We start from the raw sequence: 26,490 nt of genomic DNA on the forward strand, positions 1-26,490 counted from the left end.
GCGATAAAGCGCGATTTTGGCGCGAGACTCGGGTTCCTGTTGCATAAAATGCATCGTAGACGAGAGGTGCCTCCGTTTGGCGCTCATCCATTGCACAAAGTACAACGTGGTTGAAAAAACGAAAAGGGATTGTCCCGAATGGCCGTAACGGCTTCGCGGGGCAATCCCTTTTTTTAAATATAAGATACTTATAAATGAGCTTCTATTTCATCGCGAAACGAGCTTATGCCTCCAAAGGACGGCACAGAACCGAGCTGCGCAAGATGCAGCTAGCGGTTCGTGCGTAGCGTCAGCCGTTTACACTTGGTCGCGGGGCAATGCCGCTGGTGGCCGTGCCGGACCTGCCCTGGCTGATCGCCGCGCGACCAGCCGTGCCGAAACGGCCGTTTATTGTCGCCTATTCCTTCAGATCGTCCGCTGTCCCGCCGTCTTGCGAAGACGCTTCATGTCGGTCATCGGAGGCAGGCCGAACAGGCGCGCGCATTCGCGGCTGAATTGGGACGGGCTCTCGTAGCCGACGCGGAAGCCGACGTCGGCCGCGTCGGAGGCTTCCGCCAAGAGGAGACGGCGCGCTTCCTGCAGCCGCAGCTGCTTCTGGTACTGCAGCGGGCTCATCGCGGTCACCTCCTTGAAATGGCGGTGGAGCGACGAAGCGCTCATATTGGCAAGCGAGGCCAATTCCTCAATGCGCAGCGGCTGCTCGTAATGCCGCCTGATCCGTTCAATGACGTCGGCGATCCGCCCTGAGGCGCCGCCGGCCGTCGCGATTTGGGCCAATACGTCCCCCTGCTCCCCCTTCAATATCCGGTACAAAATCTCGCGCGAAATAAGCGGGGCAAGCACCGGCACGTCCTCCGGCGACTCCAGCAGACGCATGAGCCGGATGACGGCGCCGAGCAGCGCCGAATTCGTCCGGCTCACGAACAAGCCCCGTCCGGCTTTCCCGGTCTGATTCGGCGTCAGGGCCGATTCCTCAACAATCGCGACGACCTCGTTCGGATCGAAATCGAGGCGGAAGCACAAATAGGGTCGGTCCGGCGACGCCTGCACGATTTGCCCGGATACCGGCAGGTCGACCGAAACGACGAGGTAGTCGGCGGGACCGTACCGGAAGCTCTCCTGCGCGAGCATGACGACCTTGGCCCCTTGGGCGACGATGCACAACGCCGGTTGATGGACCGTATAGATCGGCTCCGTGACGGCCGAGCTGCGAATCAAATGAAGCGACGGTACGGCCGTCGCGTGAACGCCGTCTTCGCCGGAGAAACGCTCGATGAGCGCCGCCAATTCCTCCTGCTCCCTCGCAATCGCATCCATTGCTTCGATCATGCAAGCACCTCCTGAACATTGTAGCATCATTATAACGAAACGATCCGACTGGGGGAAGCGGCGTAGGAGGATTAGGCAATTATTTGCAAGTAATCGTCTACCTCCCGCAAGGGCGGCTCACCCATAATAAAGACAGATTCAATCGCTACCGGAACGGAGGTGAAGAGAGATGGCGACCAGCCCGAACGAACCCCTGCATCCCTGCGTCGGCATGTGGGTGACCGCCGACGGGTACATCCGTCAGGAGCTTCTGCCCGAAGGCCGTTACGATGAGGCGCGGGGCAGCGGAAAAAGCGCGTATACCGGCAGCTACACGATCGAAGGCAGCCGGATCGCGTACGTGGATGACACGGGCTTTACGGTCGACGGCGAATTCCGGGACGGCGTGCTTTACCACGCCGGCATGATTTTTTACAAGGAAGAGAAATAAGGAGGAGAATAAGGATGCCGAACGTAAAAGGAAAAGTGGTTTTGATCACGGGAGCAAGCAGCGGGATCGGCGAAGCGGCCGCTTACCGGCTTGCGGAACGCGGGGCCCATGTCGTCATGGGCGCCAGAAGGACGGATCGTCTGGAAGCGATCGCGTCGGAGATTCGGGCCAAAGGAGGCTCGGCCGAGTTCCGGACGCTGGACGTGACCAGCAGGGAGCGGATGGAGGCCTTCGTCGGTTACGCGGCTGGCCGGTTCGGACGCGTGGACGTCATCGTCAACAACGCGGGCGTCATGCCGCTCTCCCCGCTGGCGGCGCTCAAGGTGGAGGAGTGGGACCGCATGATCGACGTGAATATCCGCGGCGTGCTGCACGGGATTGCGGCGGGGCTTCCCTTGATGCAACAGCAAGGCTTCGGCCAGTTCGTCAACATCGCCTCGATCGGAGCATACAGCGTTACCCCTACCGCGTCGGTGTATTGCGCGACCAAATACGCCGTCCGAGCCATCACGGAAGGTCTGCGTCTCGAAGCCGGCGGCGATATCCGCGTGACGCTCGTCTCGCCGGGAGTAACCGAATCGGAGCTGGCCGATAGCATCTCGAACGAAGAGGCCCGGCAGGCGATGAAGGAATACCGCCGGATCGCCATTCCGGCGTCGGCGATCGCGAGCTCGATCCTGTACGCCATCGAGCAGCCGGACGAAGTCGACGTGAGCGAGATCATCGTCAGGCCGACGGCAAGCCCGAACTGATCCAATCGTAAACGGCTGACGCTACGCACGAACCGCTAGCTGCATCTTGCGCGGCTCGATTCTGTGCTGAACGAAAGGCCGGAACGCTGCGCGAGCGTCCCGGCCTCGTTTTTTTGCGAGGAGAGCATAAGCTGCCTGGAATGAAGGATCTATCAGTAAAGCGGGCCCGACGTACTGCACCCCGGAAAGGCGTTAATGTCCTGGATCGAATCGTAGGGGTATTGCTTGGCGGCAAACTGGCTTTGGTACAAATATTCCTGCAAAACCACGGTCCCCCCGGTGACGCTGCATAATACGCCGGTTACGCCCTGCCCGTTCACCAGCGATACGCCGACGGGCCGGCCGACGAGGCCCAGCGCCTTCGCATACCATGACGCTTGGAGCATATCGAATCACCTCCCCAAGGTCATTGTATGTAAGGGATGTGCGGAGGGGAACCGGCGAAGGCTGTCGATCCCGGCGTCGGCCGGGCTAAACCTTTGGATAATCGACGACGATCACGTTGTCCAGCAAGCCGTCGAGCGATTTCACGAAAGCCTGATGGACGGGGTGCGGCCCGTAGGCTTGCAGCGAGGCGCGGTCTTCGAACGTCACCCGGAGTCCGAGCGTGAAGCCGTGGACGTTCTCCGCTTCTTCCGTAACGTTAATGCCCGCGCTTAAATCGACGATGCCGGGGATGCGGCCCCGAAACGCAAGCAATTGGTCCAGCAGCTCCTGCCGCTTGGCGGGCGTGATGCCGTCATTGAATTTGAATGCAACGAGATGTTCGTACATGGACATGGCAATATGGCTCCTTTACGGTTTGTATGTTGGTTTATTCGCGGCCGGCCGCTTTATTCCTCTTTCGGATTGCCTTCGGGGCACGGTCTCTGCTTGGGCTTTATCGCGGAATAAGGGCGGAATTGGCCCGATTGCGGCCATCCGTACAGGTAACCTCATGTATAGTAGCTATAGCCGATATAATCAAGTAAGAATAATTTCACTACTTTCTAAAAACCGCATCCTTTTCTAGAATAGAGAGGCAAGCAGCAATCCGCTTCACGTTGATTGTGGTCACCTATCTAAAGAGGAGATGGTAGAGATGAAATATCGGAAACTCGGCAAAAGCGGTTTGAAGGTCAGCGAGATCAGTCTGGGCAGCTGGTTGACATATGGAGGCTACGTCGAACGCGAGAACGCGGTCAAGGCGATTCAAGCGGCGTACGGCCTGGGCATTAATTTTTTCGATACCGCGAACGTATACGAGCGGGGCGAAGCCGAGAAGCTGATGGGCGAAACGCTGAAGGCGTTCCCGCGCGAATCCTACGTGCTCGCCACCAAAGTGTTCGGCCAGATGGGCGACGGGCCCAACGACCGGGGATTGTCGCGCAAGCATATTATGGAGCAGTGTCATGCCAGCCTGCAGCGGCTTGGCGCGGACTACGTGGATCTGTACTATTGTCACCGCCACGATCCGAACACGCCGCTCGAAGAGACGCTGAGGGCGCTCGACGACCTGGTTCGCCAAGGCAAAGTGCTGTACGTCGGCGTCAGCGAATGGACGGCGTCCCAAATGGCGGAAGCGCATGCGATCGCGGACCGGTACCTGCTCGATCGGATCGTGGCGAACCAGCCGATCTATAACGCGTTCAACCGGTATATCGAGAAGGAAGTCATTCCGTTCGGGGAGCGGAGCGGGATCGGACAAGTCGTGTTCTCGCCGCTTGCGCAGGGCTTGCTGACGGGCAAGTACAGCAGCGCAGGCGACGTTCCGGCGGACAGCCGGGCGGCGAAGCTCGAAGGCATGCGCAAAGGCGTGACGGAAGAGAAGATCGCCAAGGTGCAGGAGCTTGGCAAGGTTGCGGCCGAGCTTGATCTCTCGGTGGGGCAGCTGGCTCTGGCCTGGATTTTGCGGCAGCCGAACGTAAGCAGCGCCCTGGTCGGCGCGAGCCGTCCGGAGCAGGTGGAAGAGAACGCGAAGGCATCGGGCGTCGAGCTGAGCGCCGAAGCGCTGGAGCGGATCGAGCAGATTTTGGCTTAATGCGGAAGGAAAGATTGCGCGTCCGAAAGTAGCCGTGACCGAAGGCGGCAGCCGAATCAGGCTTGGCGCGACAAGGTAGGCGTTTAGGACGAGGCCGCTCGCGCAGAATAGCCGCGGGCGGCTTTTTGGCGTTGCGGGGTAATACTAAGGATGACTGCGAAATGTGGATATTATGTGCATAAAACTGTGGATAACTCCGGGTGCGGCTCGTCATGCGGAGGCAGTGATCTTATGCTGGGGGCAGCTGCGGATGGGGGCAGCGTGGACGGCGTGGCTGGCAATTCGTGAGGCAACCTCATTGATTTATGAGGAGGACCTCACTCTTGTAGTCGGTGTCGCAGGGCCGAGCGGGAATAGTGAGGCAAACCTCACTCGCCGTGAGACTGACTTCATGGGGAGTGAGGTTTGCCTCACAAAACCGCCATATCGGAGAAGCCCGTCTCGAAACAATGAGATTTGGCTCACTAATTAGTGAGGATGGCTCATTAGTCTGCCAATACGTACATAGAGAGTACACGAGGTAAGTTTGCACGCTTAAACGATGAGTCGCCGGGAATGGCGTATGAGCATACGGGGCGCAAGCTTGGCTTGAGCATCCGGCAGAGCGTAGAGACGAGCGAATAGATGCGAAAAATAGAAAGGGATGCACCTTTGACTACTGCTTAATCCGTCGCCATTTCGGCGATTATGTTCGACACGTCCGGCCATTTCTGTATAATAAGAGATGTTACTTTACCGATAAATGAATAGTTTGCATAGTCATAAATCAGTTAAGGGGGAACTGCGGGATGATGACGGGATTCGAGACGAGGCCGGAAGACGGCGGGCTGGCCGGCGAGTGGAGTTGGATACGGGGGAACGAGGGGGACTGGAGAGTGGGCGAAGACGGGCGTCTGCTAATCCGTATCCGGCCCGGCACGATCTACGGGGAGGAGAACACGGCGCGCAACCTGCTTGTCCGGCCTCTCCCCGAAGATGCGGACGCCGTGCAAGCAAACGTGGAAATACGGCTGAAGCTGCCGTTCGAGCAGGCGGGCCTGCTGTGGTATTATGATGACGACCACTATATTAAGCTTGTGTTCGAGCTGCTTCCCGAAGGGCGGCATGTCGTCCTCGTGCGGGAGGAAGGCGCCGTGGCGTCCGTCGCGGCCAAAGCGGCGGTCGATACGGATCGCGTTGCGCTCCGGCTCGCGCTGGCCGGAGACGGACAGGCCGTCGAAGCGAGCTGCCGGCAGTCCGAGGCGGAGGATTGGACCGCGATCGGGCGATGCCCGGCATTCGGCCGGGGAACGGAAGGATTGCAGGCGGGCGTGTTCGGCCATTGCGGCTCCGACGAGGAGGAGCATTGGGCGGCGTTCGGCGGCTTCGAGGTCAGTCGGGAAGCGGTTCGGTAGGGAGCGCGATACTTTGAAGGATGAAAGGCAGGCGGAGCCGTTGGACAAATGGAACGAATTACGCAGCGCGGTCGACGCGCTTACCGAGCGGGAAGCGAAGCAAGCCCTCAAGCTGCTCTTGCTGCAGGCCGACATGGCTGGCCGTCACGACGGCGCGAAGGCCGATCTGCTCGATAGCTTGATGGAGCTGCGGAGCGCGCTGCTTAAAGCGCATCATGGCCAGCAGGTCCAGGAAGCGGAACCAAAGGCCGTTCATCTCGTCTTCGGCGACTCGATCGCCGGCTGCTTGAGGCTCGCGATTAAGCAGCTCGGGCGAGCGGATACGGACAAGGTGATCGCGTTCCGCGACCATTTTGCCATCGGTCCGCTATGGCAGCTTCATGAGGAAGCCGGCCGGCGGGAGAGGAGGCAGTGGCTCCGCGACCACATCAACGATGAAGGCCATGAAGCCGATCCCGAAGAGGAGGAAGCCGGGTTCGAGCGGCTTGCGGGGCAGCTTGCGCGTATTCCTTCGCGAGCCCCGATCGTCCTATGGAGCGGCGGCAATGCGCATGAGCAGGTCGGGCTGCGGTATGCCGCCTATTTGCTTAGAGGTCGGTCTAACGAGCTCTGCGTCTTTGATGCGGCAAGCGCTTGTGCTAGGCGGTATAACCGGGCGGACCGGCGCATCGACTACAGGCACGCGGGAGAAATCGTGCCCGAGAAGCTGCAGGCCGTCTTCGGGGAGCGGGCGGAGACCGGGCCCATCGACCGCGAAGCGCGGCTTGCGCTGGAGCGCGAATGGCTGGCGCTTGCCGAATCCCGGGAGGTGCTGCGCCTATGGTCCGGCGATCGCATCCAAAGCGTCGCTGCGCATTATTTTGACGATTATTTGCTGGAAACGGTGGAGAAGCTGCACGGCTACAAAGCGAATCGCGACTTCATCCGGGCGGCGAGAGTCATCGGCGAAGCGATCGGGTATTGCGAGCAATACATCCATGACGATTATTTCGAATACCGGCTGCGGGAGCTGGTCTATTGCGGGAAGCTGGCGATCAAAGGCGTGCCGAGAGCGATGCGATTTTATGGAGTAAGACGCAAGTGAGAGGCGCATGCTAGTAATTACTGGCAATTGCCATGCAGGCAGAAGGCGCGTTGCGGTTTGCATGGCGATTGTTAGGCTGTACAAGGGGGCCACCCCGATGACGCTGCGCAGGTGTTATTCCGCAACCGCTTACAGCGTAAGATGCCGATCGAAAAAAAGGGGGTGTACGCATGTTCTATTCGCTGCGCTCCAGGCTCATCCTGACCTTCTCCGTCCTGCTCGTCGTGCCGTTCGGGTTTCTGGCCTGGATCGTGACGGAGGTGTCGACCGAGACGATCGAAAACCTGATTCAGGTGTCGACCTCCCAGACGATGAAGCAGTACGCGACGTACGCCGACTCGCTGTTCGATCAGACCGAGGAGCTGTCGCAGCAGATTTTGGCTAGCGAAATGACGCAGGAATGGCTGTCTTTCCAGGAAAATACGCCTCCCGGGCGCAAGGCGGAATTCACGAACAGCGAAGCGATGCGGTCGTACCTGACCTCGATCACGTCGAGCAATTCCGAGCTCGCGTCCGTCGGCTTGTTTCTGGAAGACCGGTTCGGCATCTGGAGCTACGACAAAGATTTTATGGCGGCCGATTGGTACGCGCGATATTACAAAAACGGAATCCGCTGGCTGCCCGCGCATTACGACGACGACCAGCCTTCGCGCACGGTGAGAAGAACGCAAATCAACAGCTATATTTATCCGTTGACGAATTTGCAGGAGCTGGTTCCGATGGGCGTCATCAAAATCAATATGCCGACGACGCTGTTCCGGGAGCCTCTTGCGAACATCAAGCTCGGCAAGACCGGCGCGGTCTACTTGCTCGACGGGGCCGGACGGCCCGTATTGGATCAGGACTTGTCGCTGCACGGCCGGATCCTGCAGGAAGGCGCGAAGGACGTACGCAAGCTGATCGCGGCTCAGCCGGAGGGCCACTTCTGGATCGACGAGCCGTCGTCCTCATTCCTGGTATTCTACCAGCATCTGTCGGCGGAGGATTGGATGCTCGTAGGCGTCGTGTCCAAGGAGGAGCTGTTCAGCAAAATCGCCTGGATCAAGCGCCAAATATTGTGGGTCGGGGCGTTGTTGATATGCGCGACGATCGGCCTGGCATACTGGCTTGCGTACGGCATCACCAATCCGCTGTCGAAGCTGGCCCGGACGATGAAGGAAGTGGAGCGGGGCGATTTCTCCAAAACGAACGCGCTGCTGCCCGCGGCCAAATCCAACTCGTACGAAATCAGCTACGTCGTTCACGTCTTTCACCGGATGACCCGGACGCTTCGCGATTACATCCAAATCGAGGTGGACCTTAACCTGCGCCGCAAGGACGCGGAGTACAAGGCGCTGCTGCTGCAGATCAACCCGCATTTTCTGTACAATACGCTGGAGGTCATCGGCTCCTTGTCCGTTCAAGGCCGGAATCGCGACGTGCTGAAGGCGACCGAGTCGCTCGGACGCATGCTGCGCTATTCGCTGAAGCTCGACAGCGACGAAGTGCGGCTGAAGGAAGAGCTCGATTACGCGCGCTTCTTCGCCTCGATTCTCAAGCTGACATACGGCGAGCGGATCGAAATTAACGTTACGGACAATACGGGAGACGACGGGCTGGCGATTCTCAAATTCATCCTGCAGCCGCTGGTCGAGAACGCGGTGAAATTCAGCATCGATCACGCGGAGAAGGTGCAAGTGGACATCGCCGCAACCAAAGCGGACGGCCGCTTATGCCTGTCGGTCAAGGACAACGGCATCGGCATGGGCGAGGCGCTGCGCCGCGATCTGACCGAGCAGCTGGACCGCTTGCAGGGCAGGGAGCTGCTGAGGAGCGAAGGGAAACAAATCGGGCTTCGCAACGTGCTTGCGCGCTGCCGTCTGCATTACGAGGAGCAATTTGCGGTCCGCATCGATTCCGAGGAAGGCAAAGGGACGGAAATTCGCCTAATCATGCCGATAAAGGAGAGCGGGCATCATGTATAAAGTACTGATCGTCGACGACGTGCGGGAAATCCGGACCGGCATCCGCTTGCGGGTGGAGTGGAATCGATTCCACTTCGAGGTCGCGGGGGAAGCGGGCAACGGGGAGGAGGCGCTCGAGCGGCTGCTGGAGGAGCCGTACGACGTCGTCATTACCGACATTCAGATGCCCGTCATGAACGGACTCGCGCTGCTGCGGGAATGCTCGTCCTCGTATCCGCATATCCGGCTGATCGTGCTGTCGGGCTACGACGATTTCGCGTATGTCAAAACCGCCATCCAATGCGGCGCCGCGGATTACCTTCTGAAGCCCGTCGTCACCGAAGAGCTGGAGCAATTGCTTGAACGCGTCGGGAAGCAGCTGGACGAGGACAACGTCAAAAAAACGGCGGAAACCGAGCTGAGGCGGAAGCTGGCCGACCGGGTTCCGGCGATGCGGGAGCAGTTCGTGCTGCAGCTGATCAAGGAAGACGGCTTGTCCGCCGCGGAAACGCGGAGAAGAGCCGGGGAGCTGGGAATGGGCGCGTGGCTTGACGGCGGGACGGGCGCGCGCATTTTATCGGCCGAGCTGCGCGTCCCGGACAACCGGTTCGAGCGCGTGTCGGAGCGGCCGGAGTTGATGCGGACCGCCTTCCAGCTCATGTGCAGGGAAATCGCGCAGAAGAGCTTGGAGCCGATCATTGCCTTCTACGACATGAATTATCCGGCGATGGTTCACTTCTTCGCCGCGTTCGCGGACGAGGACAGGCTTGTCGCCTTCGCGTCCAAGCTGCAGCGGGACATCCATCACTTCCTGCGAGTCGGCGTCGTCGCGGGAATCGGCCAGGCGATTCCGGACGCAAGCCGGATGAAGAACGGATACGCGACCAGCCTGCTCGCGCTCAGCCGGATCCGTCTCGACACGCATTCCCATATCGGCTTCGCCCACGACTCGGAGCAGGACAGGGAGCTGCCGTCGGATCTCGAGAAGCGGATAACGGCCGCGCTCGAGAAGGGGAACGGAGCGGCCTACGCGTCGCTTGTGGACGAATTGCTGCGCGAGACGGAGAGCTATTCGAAATTTTCGTTCAACCTCGCCGTCCTGAAGGTGATGTTCGCCGTAAGCGCCGTCGTCCGCAAGTTCCGGATCGAGGACGCGCGGATCGAGGAGGCGCTGTGGGACGGGCAGCAGGCGCTGTGGAAGCTGGAAGCCGCGGAGAGCGTCAAGAGCCGCCTTCTCCTGCTCGGCGGCATCATCGCGGATCAGGTGAACCGCGTCAAGCGTTCCCGGAGCGACGAGATCGTCGACGCGGTGTGCCGGTATATGGACGACAATTACGGGGAAGAAATCAGCCTGGCCGGCTTCGCGGAACAATATCGGATTAATACGGCCTATTTGTCCGACGTCTTCCACAAGCAGACGGGCAAAACGTACAGCGAATATTTGCTGGACGTGCGCATGCGCCATGCAGAGGCGCTGCTGCGGGAAGGACGTCTTAGCATCAGCGACGTTGCGCTCCGCGTCGGCTTCTCGAATTTGAGCTACTTCAGCACGATATTCAAACGGACGCACGGGGTCCGGCCGGCGGACTTCCGGAAAAATCAAAAGAAATTATAGGCGGCAAGCCAAAAATCGTGAAATCCGAACCTGCTCCTTCGTGTTAATTTTGTACTTGTAACGACCACAAACAAAGGGGATGAACAAAGGTGAGGAAATCGAAGCTTGTTAGAGCCATGACGGGATTGCTGCTGGCCTTGACCGTACTGGCCGGATGCTCCTCGGGCGGAGGCGGCAACGCGGAAACGGGCGGCAGCTCGGCAGGCGAGGGCGGTTCGGAGAAGGTTACGATCAAGTATTGGCGGCACGACAACGACGTAGAGGTCGATACGCTGAAGCAGCTGATCGCTTCTTTCCAGAAGGAGCATCCGAACATTACGGTCAAAATGGAAATCATTCCTTACGCCGACTACGAGACGAAAATACGCACGGCGCTGGCCGGCAAAGGGGCTCCCGACGTAATGGGCATCGACGGTCCGAACGTCGCGGCCTACGCGTATCAGGACGCCGTCATTCCGCTGGACGATTATTTCGCGAAGGACGGCGATCTGGACGATATCGCGAAGCCCGTCCGCGACAGCTTGACGTATAACGATCAAATTTGGGCGGCTCCGCTCAACGACGCGAGCGTGGCGATGTTCTACAACAAGAAGATGTTCGAATCGAAGGGCGTCGAGCTGCCGTCCAAGGATCCGAACGAGGCGTGGACGTGGGAGCAGGTGCTGGACGCCGCGCGCAAAATCAACGATCCGGGCAAAGGCGTATACGCCATCGATCCGGCTTGGGGCGTCGGCGCCGGCGAAGGCTCGGCGTTCGTGAAGATGCCGTTCATCTGGCAGGCGGGCGGCGAAATTCTGAGTCCGGACGGCGGAACGGCCGACGGGTATCTCAACTCGCCGGAAAGCAAGCGGGCGATCGAGTTTTTCAACTCGCTGTATACGGAGAAGCTGGCCGCCAAGGAGCTGCCGCCGGAAGCGTTCGAAACCGGCAAGCTCGGCATTAACGTCAGCGGACCGTGGTCGATCGGCGGCTATGCCGCAAGTCATCCGAACTTCAAGCTTGGCGAGGACTGGGACATCGCGCCGTTGTGGAAGGACGCGAAGCAGGTCACGCCGAACGGCAGCTGGAACCTGGCGATCACGAAGCAGTCGAAGCATCCGGACGAAGCGTGGCTGTTCCTTAATTGGGTAACGGGCAAGGAAGGCGCCAAGGTCTGGTACGAGAAGACGAAAAACTTGCCGGCCCGCCTATCCGTCGCAGATGCGTATCCGGAGCTGAAGGAATACCCGATGAACATCTTCGTCGAGCAATCGTCGAGCTTCGCGCATCCGCGCCCGGTATCGCCGGCTTATCCGACCATCAGCAAAGCGATTACCGATTTGTTCGAGGAAGTGGTGCTCGGCGGCAAGAACATCGACGATTCCCTCGGCAAAGCGGTAGAGACGATAGACAAAGCGATCGAGAAAACGAAATAGCGGATCTGGACATGCGGCCGGGAGGGGAGCGGTGCTTCCCCCGGCCAGGATTCCGGAAGGAGGCAATGTGATGAACGGCGTCAACGCCAAGAAGCCGTCCTCTCGCCTGTCGTATCTCAGGTCGGAGGAGCGGTACGCGTACGCTTTTATTTTTCCGGCGCTCGCAAGCTTGCTGGTCTTCGTCTTCTACCCGATGCTGCAGGCGCTGATCGTCAGCTTCAAGGACTTTAACCTCATCAGCCCGGACTCGGAGTTCGTTGGCCTTAGCAATTACATCGAATTGCTTAAGGATCGGGATTTTCTCGACAGTCTGCTGCATTCGTTCCACTTCGCGGTCGTCGTCATCCCGGTGCAGACGGCCATCGCGCTCGGACTGGCGCTGCTCATCAAGCGGAAAACGTGGTACGCCCCGCTGTTCCGGACGGTCTATTTCCTGCCTGTCGTTATCGCGATCGGCGTCGCGTCGACCGTTTTCCGGCTGCTGTACAATAACGATTTCGGCTTGCTGAATACGATCCTGAACGCCGTCGGCCTGCCGAAAATCGCTTTCCTGTCCGATCCGCAGGCGGCCATCTACGGCGTCATGCTGCTCGGCATCTGGAAGTCCGTCGGCTTCTTTATGATCATCTTTCTGGCGGGGCTGAACAACATCTCCCCGGACATTTACGAAGCGGCGCAGATGGACGGCGCCTCGCCATGGGACAGCTTCTGGCGCATTACGCTGCCGCTATTGAACCGGACGACGGCCTTCGTCGTCATCATTACGACGATCGACGCGATCAAAATTTCGGGTCCGATCTTCATCCTCACCGGGGGAGGCCCGGCCGGTTCGACGACGACCGCCACCTTTTTTATCGTGGAGAAGGCGTTCGAGGAGATGCAAATGGGCTATTCGACCGCGGCCGCCTTTATTCTGTTCGTCATCGTGCTGGCGATCTCGCTCGTCCAGATGAAATTTTTCAAGACGGACGTCGAGCATTGAGCCATTGCGTTCGATGCGGTTCCGGGCTTCGCCAACCACGCAAAGGAGGAGACTAGCGATGTTGAAGACGCTGTCGCTGACGTTAAAGCTCATGGTCATGCTCGCGCTGGCGTTCGTGTTCATCCTGCCGATCGCCTGGATGGCGCTCGGCTCGTTCCGGCCTCATGAGGAAATTTTCAAGTTCGCGAACGTGCTGGAGTGGAGAACGCTGTTTCCCGTCGAATGGACGCTGCAAAATTACGCGGATTTGTTCTTCGATACCGCGGAGCCGTTCAGCCGGTTTATCGGCAATACGCTGGCCGTCGCGGCGACCGTGACGATCTTTGCTTTATTTTTCAATTCGCTTGCGGCTTTCGCGTTCGCGAAGATGAATTTTCGGTTCAAACGGATCCTGTTCGTATTTTTTATATCCGCTCTCGTCATTCCCGGAGAGGTGACGCTCGTTCCGACCTACCTGCTCATGAGAAACTTCGGGTGGATCAATACGTACGCGGCGCTCATCGTTCCGTCGGTCATTTCGGTATTCGCCGTCTTCCTGCTCGTGCAGTTTTTCTCGGAAATTCCGCGCGCCCTGCTGGAAGCGGCCCGGATCGACGGCGCCTCGTGGCTTCGCGTCTACCAGAGCATCGTGCTGCCGGCCGCGGCTCCCGCACTCGTCACGCTGGCCATCATCACGTTCCTGGGGCAATGGGATTCCTATTTATGGCCGCTCGTCGTCATTAGCGATCAAAGCAAGCAGATGCTGCAGGTGGCGATCGCCTCCTTCACGAATATGGAAATGACGGAATGGGGAAGAATTCTCGCGGCGGATACCGTAAGCTCGATCCCGATCCTGCTGCTGTTCGCCTTCCTGCAGAAGTATTACGTGCAAGGCATCACGATGTCGGGGGTCAAAGGGTAACCGGTTTTTAACTTTTTCTACGATTCTGGAGGGAATGCAAGGTGGAGAAGGAAAAAGGGCAGATGCTTGAATTTGAGCCCGAGAAGGGGCTAAAGGATTACATTAGCGGAATGGCGTGCGGAACGATCGGTTCCGCGCGCCCGGACGTCGAGCAGGAGCGGATCGGTCCGGGTCTGCTCCGGATTCGGCTGACCTTCCGGCTGGAAGGGCCGGTGAGGCAGGACGACTGGCGCGTTACGGTGAAGCCGGCGTTCGCGCCGAGCTTCCATTGGGCGCCGCATCTGACGCCGACGGACGATCATATCATCGATCAGCACAGCTTCCGTTCTCCGGCGCTTATCGTTCAGGACGGGGCGCGCACGCTTGCGCTCGTGCCGGATCTGGATTTGATGCTCGCCGGACAGGACGTCAGATGGTACATGGACATGGACGCGGAGCGGAATGTGCTGACGCTCGGCATGAGCGAATACGAGGTGAAGGAGCATGTGCTGTACCGGCGAAAGCCGGGGGCGGCTTACAAGGCCGGAACGGTGACGTTCGGCTTTTATGCGTTCACGTCCGAAGAACCGGAGACGCTGGCCAATCCTTGGCGTCCTGTCCTGCGGTTTATGTGGGAGAAGTGGGGGCAATCGTTGTTCCGGGCGGGCGCGCCGCTGCAGCTGCCGCTCATGAACCTGGTGCGGTACACGTACAGGTGGGCTTTCGAAACGTGGCGCGACAGCGTATGGCAGCAGTTCGAGCTGGACGGCAAGGAAGTGGGGGCGGCGGCTTTCATCGTGAACTATACGCAAAGCCCCAACTACCCGGGACCCGTTAATCAGAGGGAATTTCTCTCGATATGGAACCAGGCGTGGTTCAGCTCGCTTCGCTCCGCGCACGGCGTCTATCGGTACGGCTTGCAAGAAAAGGACGAGAGCCTGATCGCCAAGGCGAATATGACCAAGGAGCTGGCGCTCTCCGCTCCCCAGCGGGAAGGGCTGTTCCCGGCGGTGATCGCGGCCGAGATGGAGCAGGCGGAAGCGGACGGCGTACGGGTTAACCGCTCGAAGGGCTGGGACACGGCGTATTGGGGCAATTCCAACCGGAATCCCGTAAAGGCGTGGCAATCCGTCCGGTCGGCGCCTTACCATGTGCTCGATATGAGCTGGACGGCGCTATGGATGGTGAGGTGGTACGAGGAGCTGGAGAAGGACGAGCGGCTGCTGCAGTACGCCGTCCGGTACGCGGACGCGCTGATCGGGCTGCAGGACGAGCGCGGGTACTTCCCGGCGTGGCTCGATTACGAAACGCTGCGGCCGCTTGCGACGCTGTCCGATTCGCCGGAGACGGCATTGTCCGTTACGCTGCTGCTGAAGCTTGCCGCGCTGTCGGGACGGGCGGATTATGCGGAAGCGGCGGTTCGGGCTGCGGACGTCGTGGCGGGGGAGGTCGTGCCGGAAGGGCGATGGGAGGACTTCGAAACGTACTGGTCCTGCTCCTCCTTCGGGAATTCGGATCACGTCGGGCGCAAATATAGCCGCAACAACATGTACAAACAATGCAACTTCTCGATCTATTGGTGCGCCGAGGCGTTCCTGCGCTGTTACCAGCATACGGGCGAGAGCAAGTTTTTGACCGCGGGCGAGCGCTGCATGGACGAAATGCTCATGACGCAGGCTTCCTGGCAGCCTCCGTACATTCATCTGGACGCGCTCGGCGGCTTCGGCGTCATGAACTGCGACGGCGAGTGGAACGATGCGCGTCAGGGCCTGTTCGCGGAGCTGATCGTCGAGTACGGCATCGTCCTGCGGCGCGAGGAGTACATCGAGCGGGGGCTCGCCGCCCTGCGCTGCGCGTTCGTCATGATGTACTGTCCCGAGAACGAGCGGACGAAGGCGCAGTGGGAGAAGGTGTATCCGTTCTTCAACGAGCGGGATTACGGCTTCATGATGGAAAATTACGGCCACTCGGGCGAGGTGAACGACGAAGGGCTCGGCATCGGCGAATTTACGATTTTCGACTGGGGCAACGGCGCCGCGGCCGAAAGCTACTTGCGGATGAAGGCCCACCACGGCGAGCTGCTTGAGCGGTACGGGATGTAGGCGGCAGGTTGTTGTAACGGGAGGGGCAGAAATGAAAGGTCATGCGCTTGGCGGATCGGCTGCACCATGCGTGCCCAAGCCCCTCCTACGTTGCGCTTCGTACAATGGATCCGCGCCCGTTTATCCTATTGCGTTAAGCGCCCCGATCAATTATTCTATTGGTGAAATAGTCAACCGCCGTTTTGTAATATCAAACCGAAATCGAGAAGGGTGCAAGTGCAATGCCAATCATCCAGTCCGTCGAAAGGGCGCTCCTCATCCTCGACTTGTTCGACGAATACAATCAAGAGCTGAAAATAACGGAAATCAGCGCCAAAATGAACCTGCACAAGAGCACGGTGCACTCGCTGCTGAAGACGCTGCAGGAATACCGCTACATCGAGCAGAACGCGGAGAACGGGAAGTACCGGCTCGGCCTCAAGCTGCTCGAGCGAAGCGGCCAGCTGACGCAGAGCATGGATATCCGGCGCACGGCCAAGGCTACCCTTGCCGAGCTCTCGAAAGAGACGGGGCAGACGGCGCATCTCGTCATATTGGACGGCCGCGAAGGAGTCTACATCGACAAGGTGGAAGGAGAGAAGGCGCAAATCCGCTACTCGCGGATCGGACGGCGCATTCCGATTCATTGCAGCGCCGTCGGCAAGGCGCTCATCGCGTTCAAGGCGCCCGCGCAGCTTGAAGCCATTCTCCTGAACTATGAATATCGGATTCAGACGGAACGTACCATTCGGAATAAGGCCGATCTGCTGAAGGAGCTCGAACGCGTCCGCGAGCAGGGGTATGCGATCGACGATCAGGAGAACGAGCCGGGCGTCCGCTGCTACGCCGTGCCGATTCGGGACCACAAAGGGGACGTGATCGCCGCCGTCAGCCTCTCCATGCTGGTCGCAAGGGTGACGGCCGAGGAAGAAGCGGAATACGCGGGGAAGCTGACGGCCAAAGGGCAGGAGCTTTCCAGGCAAATGGGCTTTGGGTTATAGGGCAGGATCGACGGGAAAGCGGGAAGAGAAGCAATAGCGGGAGCGGCTATTGGTTTTTCTTTCTAATGAAACGAGAACATTGTTTTATAATGTAGAACAGTTTGTGGGCGGCGATGCGATGAAGGTTATCCGGTATTTGTCCGATCGTTAACTTTTCATTGATAGCGCTTACAGATCGGGCGGCCCGTTCGGCAAGCCGCAAGCGGGTACTCCCAAGACGAAACGATAGGAGATGATGCGGGATGGATCGCGCTACCGAAGGTTACAAGCTGGTTATGATTAAGCCGCAGGACCATGTGGCGGTTGCTTTGATGAGCATTCCGGCCGGGACGGAGCTTGCCTTCTCCTGTCAGGATTCGCGGTTCGAAGTGACGCTGCTCGAGCCGATCGAGTTCGGCCATAAGTTCGCCGTCCGGGACATCGCGCAGGGCGAGGATATTCTCAAGTACGGCGAGGTCATCGGAGCGGCGCTCTGCGGCATTTCGAAGGGCGCGCATGTACATGTGCATAATTTGGAAGGAAAAAGAGGAAGAGGTGACCAGGTATGACGGAGCTCGGGGAAGGGCAATTTTGGGGGTACCGCCGCGCGGACGGCTCGGTCGGAGTCCGCAATCATGTGCTGATTCTGCCCACCATCACGTGCGCGACGCAGGCGGCCAAGCAAATTACGGAGCTGGTCAGCGGCACGGTATCGTTCATCCATCAGCACGGCTGCGCGCAGGTGGGCGTCGATTACGAGCAAACGTTCCGCACGTACGCGGGAATGGGGCTGAACCCTAACGTGTACGGCGTCGTCGTGCTTGGCCTCGGCTGCGAGACGCATCAGGCGAGAAGCGTGGCCGGAGAGATCGCGAAGAGCGGCAAGCCGGTGGAGGTCGTGTCGATCCAGGATCACGGCGGTACGCTGTACACGATCGCGGAAGGGGCTAAGATCGCGGCGCGCATGGTGCAGGAAGCGTCAATGCTGAGAAGAGAGCCGTGCCATATCGGCGAGCTGATCGTCGGAACCGAATGCGGCGGCTCGGATGCCTGCTCCGGCTTGTCGGCGAATCCCGCGGTCGGCGTCGTCAGCGACAAAATCGTCGACGGAGGCGGCACCTCGATTCTCGCCGAGACGACGGAGCTGATCGGGGCGGAGCATCTGCTCGCGCGCAGGGCGGTGAACGACCACGTCGCCAAGCGGGTGTACGAGGTCATCCAGGCGATGGAGAGCCGGGCGCTGATGATGGGCATCGACATCCGGACGGGGAACCCGAGCCCCGGCAACATCAAGGGCGGACTCAGCTCGCTGGAGGAGAAGTCGCTCGGCGCCTCCAACAAGGCCGGAAGCCGGCCGCTGAAGGAGCTGATCGACTACGCGGAGCGTCCGACCGAGCGAGGGCTCGTCTGGATGGATACGCCCGGACACGACATCGAGCAGCTGACGGGCATGGTGGCGGGCGGCTCGCAGGTCGTGCTGTTCACGACGGGGAGGGGCACGCCGACCGGCTCGCCGATCGCGCCGGTGATCAAGATTTCGACGAACACGCCGATTTTCGAGAAAATGAACGACAACATCGATTTTAACGCGGGAACCGTCATCGACGGCACGGAATCGATCGAAGCGGTCGGCGACCGGCTGTACGAGGAAATGCTGCAAGTCTGCTCCGGCAAGCTGACCAAAGCGGAGGTGCTAAAGCAGCATGACTTCGGCATTTGGCGCATCGGCCCGACGTTTTGACGAAGGTAAGAGAACGTTTTTTTGCGGTAAAAAATGTTGATTTCATCCATTATTCCGAATACAATACGGGAAATAACCGGCATGCGCGACTGGCGTAACGCGGATAACCGCGAGGGAACGCATGCTGAGCAGTGCCGTACGCCTGGGCCAAGCATTCGATCGCGCCGATCGGATGCTTTTTATTTTATTTCGAAAGGGCGGGGTTTCGAAAATGAAGATGGCCTTTATTTTGTTCGACGGAATGACGACGCTCGACTTTGCGGGATTTTACGAAGCGGTGACCTGGATGGGCATTCTAAAAGGAAAGGAGTTCCTCTCGTGGGATTTTTGCTCGAACCAACCGCAAATTGCCGAAGACCGGGGATTAACGGTTAAGATCGATCGCGGGGGCGTTGATCCTAGGCGCGGCGGGCTTTCTGGAAGGGAAGAGGGCGACGACGAATCGTTCGGCCTATGAACAATTGACGCCGTATTGCGCGGAAGTGGCGAAGGAGCGCTTCGTGCGGGACGGCGATGTTTATACGGGCGGAGGCGTGTCGGCTTCGATCGATTTGGGCTTGTTTTTCGTCGAATCGCTGACGGATGGACGGTTCGTCCGGCAGGTGCAAGACAAGATGGACTATCCGTACTATACTTCTATTAAAGGCAGGCAATAAGAAGAAGATTCGTATAATGAATGGAATGCGGGAGGCAAAGACCGATGCGTTTTATGATGATCGTCAAAGGCACGAAAGATTCCGAAGCGGGGATAATGCCGAGCCAGGAGCTGCTCGAAGCGATGCTGAAGTATAACGAGGAATTGGCGAAGGCCGGGGTGCTGCTCGCGGCCGACGGCCTGCACGCCAGCTCGCAGGGGATAAGGATCTCCTATCCGGAGCCTGGCGGCAAGCCGAAAGTAACCGACGGCCCGTTCACCGAGGCGAAGGAGATTATTGCGGGCTATACGCTGATCGAGGTGAAATCGAGGGAAGAAGCGATCGAATGGGCGATGCGCATGCCCGATCCGCATGGCAAGGGCGAAGGCGTCATCGAGCTGCGCCAGATCATCGATCCGACGGATTTGACGCAAAATCCGGAGACGCTGGCGATGGAAGCCGCCATTCGCGAGAAGATGGAGAGGGCTAACAAGCCATGAGCGATTCAGCGGTCAAGCGCACGATCGACGCCATCTGGCGGATCGAATCGGCCAAGCTGATCGCCGGTCTGACGCGAATGGTGCGCGACGTGGGCCTCGCGGAGGATCTGGCGCAGGATGCGCTTATCGTCGCGATGGAACGGTGGCCGGCTGCCGGCATTCCGGACAACCCCGGCGCCTGGCTGATGACGACGGCGAAGCGCCGCGCGATCGACCTGATGCGCAGGAGCAAGGTGCGGGAGCGGAAATACGAAGAGCTGGGGCGAAGCAGCGAGCTGTATACCGAGGACGACATCGACGACGCGCTGGACGGAGAGGTCGGGGACGATCTGCTTCGGTTGATCTTTATGACCTGCCATCCGGTATTGTCCCAGGATGCGCGGGTCGCGCTGACGCTGCGCCTGCTCGGGGGGCTTGCGACCGACGAAATCGCGAGGGCTTTCTTCGTCGCGGAATCGACGATCGCCCAGCGGATCGTCCGGGCGAAGCGGACGCTTAACGCTTCGCGTGTCGAGTTCGAGGTCCCGGCGGGCGATGAGCTGAAAGAGCGGCTGTCGACGGTGCTCGAGGTTATTTATTTAATGTTCAATGAAGGATATACGGCGACGTCCGGCGGCAGCTGGATTCGGCCGCTGCTGTGCCAGGAAGCGCTTCGGCTCGGACGGGTGCTGGCGGAGATCGCGCCCTCGGAGCCGGAGGTGCACGGCCTCGTCGCCTTGATGGAAATCCAATCGTCACGGTTCAAAACCCGGGTGAACGCGGCCGGGGAGCCCGTGCTCCTCATGGACCAAAACCGCGCGCAGTGGGATCGGCTTCTGATCCGGCGCGGCCTCGCCGCGCTGGATCGCGCTCAGAAGCTGGGCTGGCCGCTCGGTCCGTATGCGCTGCAGGCCGCGATTTCCGCTTGCCATGCTCGCGCCCGTACTGCGGCCGAGACCGATTGGCCGCGTATCGCCGCGCTGTACGAGGCGTTGTCGCGCGTCATGCCGTCGCCCGTCGTGGAGCTGAACCGCGCGGTGGCCATCTCCATGGCGTTCGGCCCGGCGTTCGGCCTCCAGCTCGTCGACGCGCTGGCTTCCGAGCAGGCGCTGAAGGATTACCACCTGCTGCCGAGCGTCCGCGGCGATTTGCTGTTCAAGCTGGAACGGTTCGGCGAAGCCCGCGAGCAGTTCGAACGCGCCGCGTCGATGACCCGCAACGACAAAGAGCGCGGGCTGCTGCTTAGGCGCGCGGCGGAATGCGCCGTCAAGGAAGCGGGCGGCGGCGAGCCCGAGTAACGCCGCCAGAGCTGCCCCGGCCATTTGACGGGAAAACGAGATGACAGGGAAACAGTCGCAGAGTGCCGGCGGTCATGCCGGCTCCCTGCGACTGTTTGGCGTGTATCGGATCGAAAAAATTAGTTCATTGGGCTGCCTCGTCGGCCGAGGGACCGTACATGCCCGGCACAGGAATATCGAGAAGCCGCAAGTATACCCCGAGCTGCGCCCGGTGGTGGACCATGTGGCTGAGTCCGAAGGTGCGAAGCGCGATCGCCCGCGGCTTGCGGAGAATGATATGGTCGCCGTGCCGCAGCGTCCATTCCTCGCCGAGAGCTGTCTCGTCGCATTCGGCGAGCAGCTTTTCGAACCTGCCGAGGTTCGTGTCGAATTCCTCCAGAACGTCGGCGCGCTTTTCCAAAGGCTCCCGACGCAGCGGCACGGTCGATAGATCCAACTCCGGGTACTGAAAAATCGCGATTTGCCAGTTCAGCAGGTTGACCAGATGCGTGGCCAGCCCGCCGAGCGTCATCGATTTCTCGTGCGGCTTCCACGACATATGCTCCTCGGGCAACCGTTCCAAAACGCGGCGCGTAGTGGCCAGTTCGTGCGTTGCGTCGCCGACGATCAGTTGTTTAACCATAAATTCATCTCCTCCCTTATGGATTAGCATACTATAAATTCCAGTCGAGTGGAAAGAGCTAGTCCCGGTCGTTCGGCGTACCCGCCGGTTTTGCCGCAGCAGCGGGGCCTGAAAAAATTTTTTTAAAAAATTTTTCCGAAGCTGTCGATTTCGTCTCACCCCGTTCGTCGTCCTTATAGAAGCGAAAGTTTCACCCATAAAAACGAGACGAAAGGTTGATGGAAATGAAAGCGCAGCTTACCCCCTATATCATGTCGGAGAACGCAAAAAAGCAGGCCGAGTTCTATAAGGAGGCGCTCGGCGGCGAGATTTTGTCGGTCGTCATGCATGGCCAAATGCCGGGGGCGCCGGAGGCGATCAAGGACAAAGTGATGCACCTCGCCATGACGGCTGCCGGAGGCAACACGCTATTCCTGTCCGATTCCTTCGAGCCGGTAACGGGAAACAGAAGCATCAGCATGTCGCTCACGTTCGCGAGCGAAGACGAAGCGCGGACGGCGTTCGCGAATCTTGCGGAGGGCGGCGCGGTCAAGTATCCCTTCGAGCATCAGCCGTGGGGGGCTCATTACGGAGAGGTCGTCGATCCGTTCGGCGTCACGTGGCAAGTCGTCAAACCATAAGAACGGCGCCAACGACATAACTTAAAAAGGAGAACGAACATGAACCAGGAAGTAACGGCTTTTATCGAAACGGTCAAAGATCCATGGCAGGGGGAGCTTTGCTCCCGGCTGCGCGAAATCGTCCACGGCTCGGTACCGGATATTCAGGAGCGCATGCAGTACAAAAAACCGCATTTTCTGAAAAACGGCAAATACGCCGCCGTCATCTCCACGTCGAAGGACGCGGTCAGCTTCACGATCTTCAACGCGGCCGGTCTGCCGATCCCGGAAGGGCAGTTCGACGGTCCTCCGGAGAGAAAAACGATGAAGCTGCGTCAAGGCGACTCGCTCGATGCCGAACTGCTTTCTTCGCTGGTCGGTCAGGCCGCCGCTTCGCTATAGTCTGGCGGCCGCGCAGGGCGGCGCAGGGCGTCCGCAACCAATTGAGGCCAGGCCTTCCCCGTCAGGGGCAGACCTGGCCTTGTGCCGTTTTCGAGCCGGGCTTTCTGCCGTTATGGTCATATCGCCGCCCGTATTTCCTTTTACGCCATGTAAGATTAACCGCGTAATAACAGGCAGGAGCGCTCGCCTCCCGCACGGCAGCCGCCGGCGATTGAAGAGCCTCTTCGGTTCATATAGAATGGAGTCATACCGGAAGGAAAGGGGAGCGAGGACGTGGCCTACGATTATGAAGAGCTGGCTCAACAATTTGCGAGCGTCCCGCTGCAGGTTTACGGCGTCTATCGGACCGAGCTTGCGGCGGACCGGGTCTACCGGGGCCACGTCGACCAACCGACCACGAAATGCGCGCTCGTCGTGGCGCTTAAGGGACAAGCCGTCTTCCTCTTCGACGGGGCGGAGCGGTACGAGCTGCAGCCGGGCAAGGCGCTTCTGGGCGGGGCGCGCAGGCAGCTGGAGATCCAGGTAGGCGGAGAAGGCTTCGAGTACTGCCTGGTCCACTACGTGCCCGCGCCGCAGGACCATGAAGACGGCGGGCGGCTGAAGGACGTTTCGATGCTGCACGTCGCGTACGACCCGGAGCTGCTGCAGCTGCTGGAGCAGCTGCAGCAGGCGGCGGACTCTCCGGGCGGCATCGGCCTTCTGGAGAAGAAGACCGCGTTCTACCGGCTGCTCGGCAAGGTGCTCCAGTCCGAACGCCACCGGCAGAACAAGGACAGCTATCCGGTTATCGACGAAGCCGTCGCCTATATTCAGGCGCATTATTTGGAGCCGATCACGCTCGACTCTCTTGCGGAGCGCTGCGAGATGAAGGCGAAGTATTTTTCGTATTTGTTCCACAAATATGTCGGCATCGGGCCGATCGATTATTTGATCCAATACCGGATGAACCGGGCGTACGAGCTGCTCATGACGGGACAATTTTCCGTTTCCGACGTAGCCGGAAGCGTCGGCTATTCCGACGCGTACTACTTCAGCAGGCTGTTTAAGAAGCACAAGGGGCTGCCGCCGAGCAAGGTCGGCCTCTACCGCAGAAGAAATCGTCCATCTTGAGATCGGGAATTTATCTATTTTCAAAAGATGGGCAAGGTGATAAAGTTTATTTGATAATGAGAATCGTTATCGCACAATAAACGGGGACAAAAGAAAGGATGCCAGACATGAGCAATCGAGCCAAATCATTCGCCGCGTTAATGAGTTTATTATGCATCATGCTGCTGATCAGCGCTTGTTCGGGCGCGGCGAATACCAATAATGCCGCACCGGGCAATAGCGCCGCGCCAAGCAACGATGCCGGAGGGCAGCAGACGGAGGGGCAGGACGAAGAAGTCGCCCAGACGGACAAATTTCCGCGTACGGTCAAAGCGGCTAACGGCGAGATCACGATCGAGAAGGAGCCGAAGAAGGTTGCGGTCGTTCATTGGGGCTATGGCGATTCGCTGCTGTTGTTCGACCTGCCGTCCGTGGCGCTGGCGCTGCCGTTCACGGAGAAGCAGTCCGTGTTGGCGACGGAGAGCTACAAGCCTTATGTAGACAAGCACGACGAGCTCGTCGTCGTAGGCGAGAACACCCAGGTGAACATGGAGGCTCTGCTCGCGTACGCTCCCGATCTGATTATCGCGGGCAACAGCGTCAACCAGGCAGTCGGCGGGGAGCTGGAGAAAATCGCGCCGACCGTCGTCATCGACGAGGCGGAAACGGACGTATGGGCGAACTGGCCCGCGCTCGTCGCCAAATTCGGCGAAATTCTCGGCCAAGAGGATGCAGCGCAAAGCTATATCGCCGAATACGAAAACAAGCTGAAGACGGCGAAGGAGAAGCTCGCCGGTCTGGAAGGGACGGTCGCGTTCCTGCAGGTGAGAGCGGATGCGGTATGGCTGCAAGGAGTCGATTACTTAAAGCCGTATTACGAGGGGATGGGGCTTACGCCTCCGGCAGGCGACGTGATGGCGGAAGGCGCGCAGCTTACGCTCGAAGGGCTAAGCGAGCTCGATGCGGACCATTTGTTTCTCGGCTACTTCAACTACAGCGATCAATCGGTCGGAGCGCTGACGGACGAGTGGGACGACAGCGCGGTTTGGAAATCGCTCAAAGCGGTTCAGAGCGGGCAGGTCTACGCGATCGACGGCCAGCTCGCCCTCAGCTACGGTCCGATCGGCAATTCATACGGCGTGCAAGCGGTTCTCGAAGCGCTTGAATGAAGGAACGGCTGCTAAGGCAAACACATGAAGCTCGCGCGGAAAGCCGCGCGGGCTTTTGTGCGTTTTGCGGCGGCGGAGGCCGGTCGGACGAACGGCCTACCAGATCAGCGAACGTTTACAAGACAGCTGTCCATGCTCTCCCTATGCGAGATGAATAGAATAGTATAAATTTACTTGGAGGTGTTGGAACTGGGGTGCCAATGGAAGAAAGGCCGCAGCAGGAGATTGGGCAGATCGTGCCCTTGCCGGAAAATAAAGCGAGTAAAATTAAAAGACCGCGCGAGACGGAAGTGCGGCTGCAAGAAAGGGCTGCGCCATGCTGCCAACTGCGTCGGGCGCAGAGGAGCGGCCGGCTCGCGCGGACTTCGCGGCCGAACGGGTCCGAGAGGGCTTAGGGGACCGATCGGCCCCGTCGGCCTGACGGGACCGGCGGGACCCGCGGGGCCGATGGGCGTTCCCGGACCGGCGGGACCTCCGGGCCCGGCCGGGGCGCCATTGCCGATCTCGGTCAATCGGGTCTTCGTAGCCAATTTCGGAGACAACACCGTCTCGGTCATTGACGGAAATTCGGATACCGTCATCGCAACGGTACCCGTAGGCAACGGCCCGGCCGGCATAGCGGCGAACGACGAGACGAACCGGGTTTACGTGGCCAACGGCGGGGAAGGCTCCGTAACGGTCATTGACGGCCTGACCAGCGAAGTGATCGCGACCGTCCCGGTCGGCAGCTCGCCGGAGGGTATCGAGGTGAATCAGACGACGAACCGGATTTACGTGGCGAACGTCGAAAGCAATACGGTATCCGTCATCGACGGGGACAGCAACGAGGTCATCGCTTCCGTTCCCGTCGAGAGCGCCCCGATCAGCATTGCGGTTAACCCGATTGCCGATTATATTTATGTCGCGAACCGGGACAGCGGCACCATATCGGTCATCGACGGCCGCCGCAATGCGGTTCGGGAAACCTTCCCGATCGACCAGCAGGAGGCCGTGCCGTTCCGATTGGGGCTCGATCCGGGCTTGAATCGGCTTTACGTGGCGAGGCTCGGCGACAGCACCTTATCGGTAAGATCCGGCGTATCCAACGCTCCCGTGGGCGACATCCCGACCGGAAGCTTGCCGGAGGGAGCGGGCGTCAACCCGGAGACGAGACGTATCTACGTTCCGAACAGGGGCGACAACACGCTCACCTCTATCGACGGGAATACGAATGAGGTGCTCGGCGACTTCCCCGTAGGGGAAGAGCCGATCGGCGTCGCGGTGAATCCGCTCAGGAACGGGGTCTACGTGGTCAATTCCGTCGGGCGGACCGTATCGGTGTTTGACGGCAATACCAACAGCGTCGTAAGAGAGATTCCGGTCGGCAATTCTCCGCGCAGGATCGCGCTGATCCGATAAAGAAAAGCCGATGCGGGGCGGGCATGCCGCCAATCGAAATAAAGCTTGATTTTGCCAAGCGGTATGATAGACTTCACCTTGAAGGCGAAGGCGCTCCACCATGGATGCTTGTTCTCGAAGCAACGCATTACCGGAAGTGGAGCTTTTTTTTCT

The 26,490-nt window shown here is 59.5% G+C and carries 27 protein-coding genes and 1 riboswitch; of the genes, 23 read left to right on the forward strand and 4 right to left on the reverse strand.

What is annotated here, in order from left to right; genetic code table 11:
- Positions 1-405: 405 nt before the first annotated feature.
- A complete protein-coding gene (locus IDH41_RS18460; protein WP_190863608.1) occupies positions 406-1,329 on the reverse strand; it encodes an AraC family transcriptional regulator in 924 nt (307 codons plus the stop codon).
- 169 nt (positions 1,330-1,498) lie between these two features.
- Between IDH41_RS18460 and IDH41_RS18465 the strand changes: the two genes are divergently transcribed.
- Together IDH41_RS18465 and IDH41_RS18470 are read left to right on the forward strand one after the other, a co-directional pair.
- Complete coding sequence (locus IDH41_RS18465; RefSeq protein WP_190863609.1) at positions 1,499-1,759, forward strand: Atu4866 domain-containing protein; 261 nt, start codon at positions 1,499-1,501, stop codon at positions 1,757-1,759.
- Positions 1,760-1,773: 14 nt separating this feature from the next.
- The gene (locus IDH41_RS18470; protein ID WP_190863611.1) at positions 1,774-2,511 is read left to right on the forward strand and encodes an SDR family oxidoreductase; all 738 of its coding nucleotides are present in this window, start codon (positions 1,774-1,776) and stop codon (positions 2,509-2,511) included.
- A gap of 152 nt (positions 2,512-2,663) precedes the next feature.
- Here the strand turns inward: IDH41_RS18470 and IDH41_RS18475 are convergent, their stop codons facing one another.
- Both IDH41_RS18475 and IDH41_RS18480 read right to left on the reverse strand, forming a co-directional pair.
- A complete protein-coding gene (locus IDH41_RS18475; RefSeq protein ID WP_190863613.1) occupies positions 2,664-2,897 on the reverse strand; it encodes a hypothetical protein in 234 nt (77 codons plus the stop codon).
- 85 nt (positions 2,898-2,982) lie between these two features.
- Positions 2,983-3,291, reverse strand: a complete 309-nt coding sequence (locus IDH41_RS18480; protein WP_190863615.1) for a Dabb family protein — start codon at positions 3,289-3,291, stop codon at positions 2,983-2,985.
- A gap of 301 nt (positions 3,292-3,592) precedes the next feature.
- Between IDH41_RS18480 and IDH41_RS18485 the strand changes: the two genes are divergently transcribed.
- The 16 genes from IDH41_RS18485 to IDH41_RS18555 all read left to right on the forward strand — a co-directional run bounded on the left by IDH41_RS18485 (position 3,593) and on the right by IDH41_RS18555 (position 21,058).
- Positions 3,593-4,531 (forward strand): aldo/keto reductase family protein, encoded by a 939-nt coding sequence (locus IDH41_RS18485; protein ID WP_190863617.1) that lies wholly within the window; start codon positions 3,593-3,595, stop codon positions 4,529-4,531.
- Positions 4,532-5,319: 788 nt separating this feature from the next.
- Positions 5,320-5,925 (forward strand): beta-xylosidase family glycoside hydrolase, encoded by a 606-nt coding sequence (locus tag IDH41_RS18490; RefSeq protein ID WP_190863618.1) that lies wholly within the window; start codon positions 5,320-5,322, stop codon positions 5,923-5,925.
- 13 nt (positions 5,926-5,938) lie between these two features.
- The gene (locus IDH41_RS18495) at positions 5,939-7,009 is read left to right on the forward strand and encodes a DUF1835 domain-containing protein (protein WP_190863620.1); all 1,071 of its coding nucleotides are present in this window, start codon (positions 5,939-5,941) and stop codon (positions 7,007-7,009) included.
- A 170-nt stretch (positions 7,010-7,179) separates the two neighbouring features.
- Positions 7,180-8,973 carry a cache domain-containing sensor histidine kinase gene (locus IDH41_RS18500; RefSeq protein WP_190863622.1) on the forward strand — a complete coding sequence of 598 codons (1,794 nt, stop codon included), beginning with the start codon at positions 7,180-7,182 and terminating at the stop codon, positions 8,971-8,973.
- Positions 8,966-10,567, forward strand: a complete 1,602-nt coding sequence (locus tag IDH41_RS18505) for a response regulator transcription factor (protein ID WP_190863624.1) — start codon at positions 8,966-8,968, stop codon at positions 10,565-10,567. Before IDH41_RS18500 ends, IDH41_RS18505 begins: the two co-directional genes overlap by 8 nt.
- An 89-nt stretch (positions 10,568-10,656) precedes the next feature.
- Positions 10,657-11,982, forward strand: a complete 1,326-nt coding sequence (locus tag IDH41_RS18510) for an ABC transporter substrate-binding protein (RefSeq protein ID WP_190863626.1) — start codon at positions 10,657-10,659, stop codon at positions 11,980-11,982.
- Between the two features lie 70 nt (positions 11,983-12,052).
- A complete protein-coding gene (locus IDH41_RS18515; protein ID WP_190863628.1) occupies positions 12,053-12,964 on the forward strand; it encodes a carbohydrate ABC transporter permease in 912 nt (303 codons plus the stop codon).
- Positions 12,965-13,022: 58 nt separating this feature from the next.
- Positions 13,023-13,865 carry a carbohydrate ABC transporter permease gene (locus tag IDH41_RS18520; protein WP_190863630.1) on the forward strand — a complete coding sequence of 281 codons (843 nt, stop codon included), beginning with the start codon at positions 13,023-13,025 and terminating at the stop codon, positions 13,863-13,865.
- A 41-nt stretch (positions 13,866-13,906) separates the two neighbouring features.
- A complete protein-coding gene (locus IDH41_RS18525; protein ID WP_190863632.1) occupies positions 13,907-15,946 on the forward strand; it encodes a hypothetical protein in 2,040 nt (679 codons plus the stop codon).
- Positions 15,947-16,167: 221 nt separating this feature from the next.
- Complete coding sequence (locus IDH41_RS18530) at positions 16,168-16,926, forward strand: IclR family transcriptional regulator (RefSeq protein ID WP_190863633.1); 759 nt, start codon at positions 16,168-16,170, stop codon at positions 16,924-16,926.
- A gap of 242 nt (positions 16,927-17,168) precedes the next feature.
- The gene (locus IDH41_RS18535) at positions 17,169-17,474 is read left to right on the forward strand and encodes a UxaA family hydrolase (RefSeq protein WP_190863635.1); all 306 of its coding nucleotides are present in this window, start codon (positions 17,169-17,171) and stop codon (positions 17,472-17,474) included.
- A complete protein-coding gene (locus IDH41_RS18540) occupies positions 17,471-18,646 on the forward strand; it encodes a UxaA family hydrolase (protein WP_190863637.1) in 1,176 nt (391 codons plus the stop codon). The genes IDH41_RS18535 and IDH41_RS18540 overlap by 4 nt, the downstream gene beginning before the upstream one ends.
- A 75-nt stretch (positions 18,647-18,721) precedes the next feature.
- Positions 18,722-18,801: riboswitch (ZMP/ZTP riboswitch) on the forward strand.
- Between the two features lie 56 nt (positions 18,802-18,857).
- Positions 18,858-19,103, forward strand: coding sequence for a hypothetical protein (locus IDH41_RS31995; RefSeq protein ID WP_317890775.1), 246 nt, complete (start codon positions 18,858-18,860; stop codon positions 19,101-19,103).
- Positions 19,039-19,302 (forward strand): DJ-1/PfpI family protein, encoded by a 264-nt coding sequence (locus tag IDH41_RS32000; protein WP_317890776.1) that lies wholly within the window; start codon positions 19,039-19,041, stop codon positions 19,300-19,302. The genes IDH41_RS31995 and IDH41_RS32000 overlap by 65 nt, the downstream gene beginning before the upstream one ends.
- 44 nt (positions 19,303-19,346) lie before the next feature.
- Entirely contained in the window at positions 19,347-19,781 is a 435-nt protein-coding gene (locus tag IDH41_RS18550) for a YciI family protein (protein ID WP_190863638.1), read from the forward strand.
- Complete coding sequence (locus IDH41_RS18555; RefSeq protein WP_190863640.1) at positions 19,778-21,058, forward strand: RNA polymerase sigma factor; 1,281 nt, start codon at positions 19,778-19,780, stop codon at positions 21,056-21,058. Before IDH41_RS18550 ends, IDH41_RS18555 begins: the two co-directional genes overlap by 4 nt.
- 124 nt (positions 21,059-21,182) lie before the next feature.
- On the opposite strand, the gene IDH41_RS18560 is transcribed toward IDH41_RS18555, so the two are convergent.
- Positions 21,183-21,680, reverse strand: coding sequence for a DinB family protein (locus IDH41_RS18560; RefSeq protein WP_190863642.1), 498 nt, complete (start codon positions 21,678-21,680; stop codon positions 21,183-21,185).
- Positions 21,681-21,898: 218 nt separating this feature from the next.
- Here IDH41_RS18560 and IDH41_RS18565 point away from each other — a divergent pair, with 218 nt between their 5' ends.
- From IDH41_RS18565 to IDH41_RS18585, 5 genes are all read left to right on the forward strand, one after another.
- Positions 21,899-22,300, forward strand: coding sequence for a VOC family protein (locus IDH41_RS18565; protein ID WP_317890777.1), 402 nt, complete (start codon positions 21,899-21,901; stop codon positions 22,298-22,300).
- Positions 22,301-22,339: 39 nt separating this feature from the next.
- Positions 22,340-22,681: a DUF1801 domain-containing protein gene (locus IDH41_RS18570; RefSeq protein ID WP_190863644.1), complete on the forward strand. Its 342-nt coding sequence runs from the start codon at positions 22,340-22,342 to the stop codon at positions 22,679-22,681.
- A gap of 273 nt (positions 22,682-22,954) precedes the next feature.
- Entirely contained in the window at positions 22,955-23,791 is an 837-nt protein-coding gene (locus IDH41_RS18575) for a helix-turn-helix domain-containing protein (protein WP_190863645.1), read from the forward strand.
- A 107-nt stretch (positions 23,792-23,898) separates the two neighbouring features.
- Positions 23,899-24,939, forward strand: coding sequence for an ABC transporter substrate-binding protein (locus IDH41_RS18580; RefSeq protein WP_190863647.1), 1,041 nt, complete (start codon positions 23,899-23,901; stop codon positions 24,937-24,939).
- 225 nt (positions 24,940-25,164) lie between these two features.
- Positions 25,165-26,337, forward strand: coding sequence for a YncE family protein (locus IDH41_RS18585; RefSeq protein WP_190863649.1), 1,173 nt, complete (start codon positions 25,165-25,167; stop codon positions 26,335-26,337).
- Positions 26,338-26,490: the final 153 nt, after the last annotated feature.

It is taken from the genome of Paenibacillus arenilitoris (assembly GCF_014705655.1).
GTDB classification, from domain to species: Bacteria; Bacillota; Bacilli; order Paenibacillales; family Paenibacillaceae; genus Pristimantibacillus; species Pristimantibacillus arenilitoris.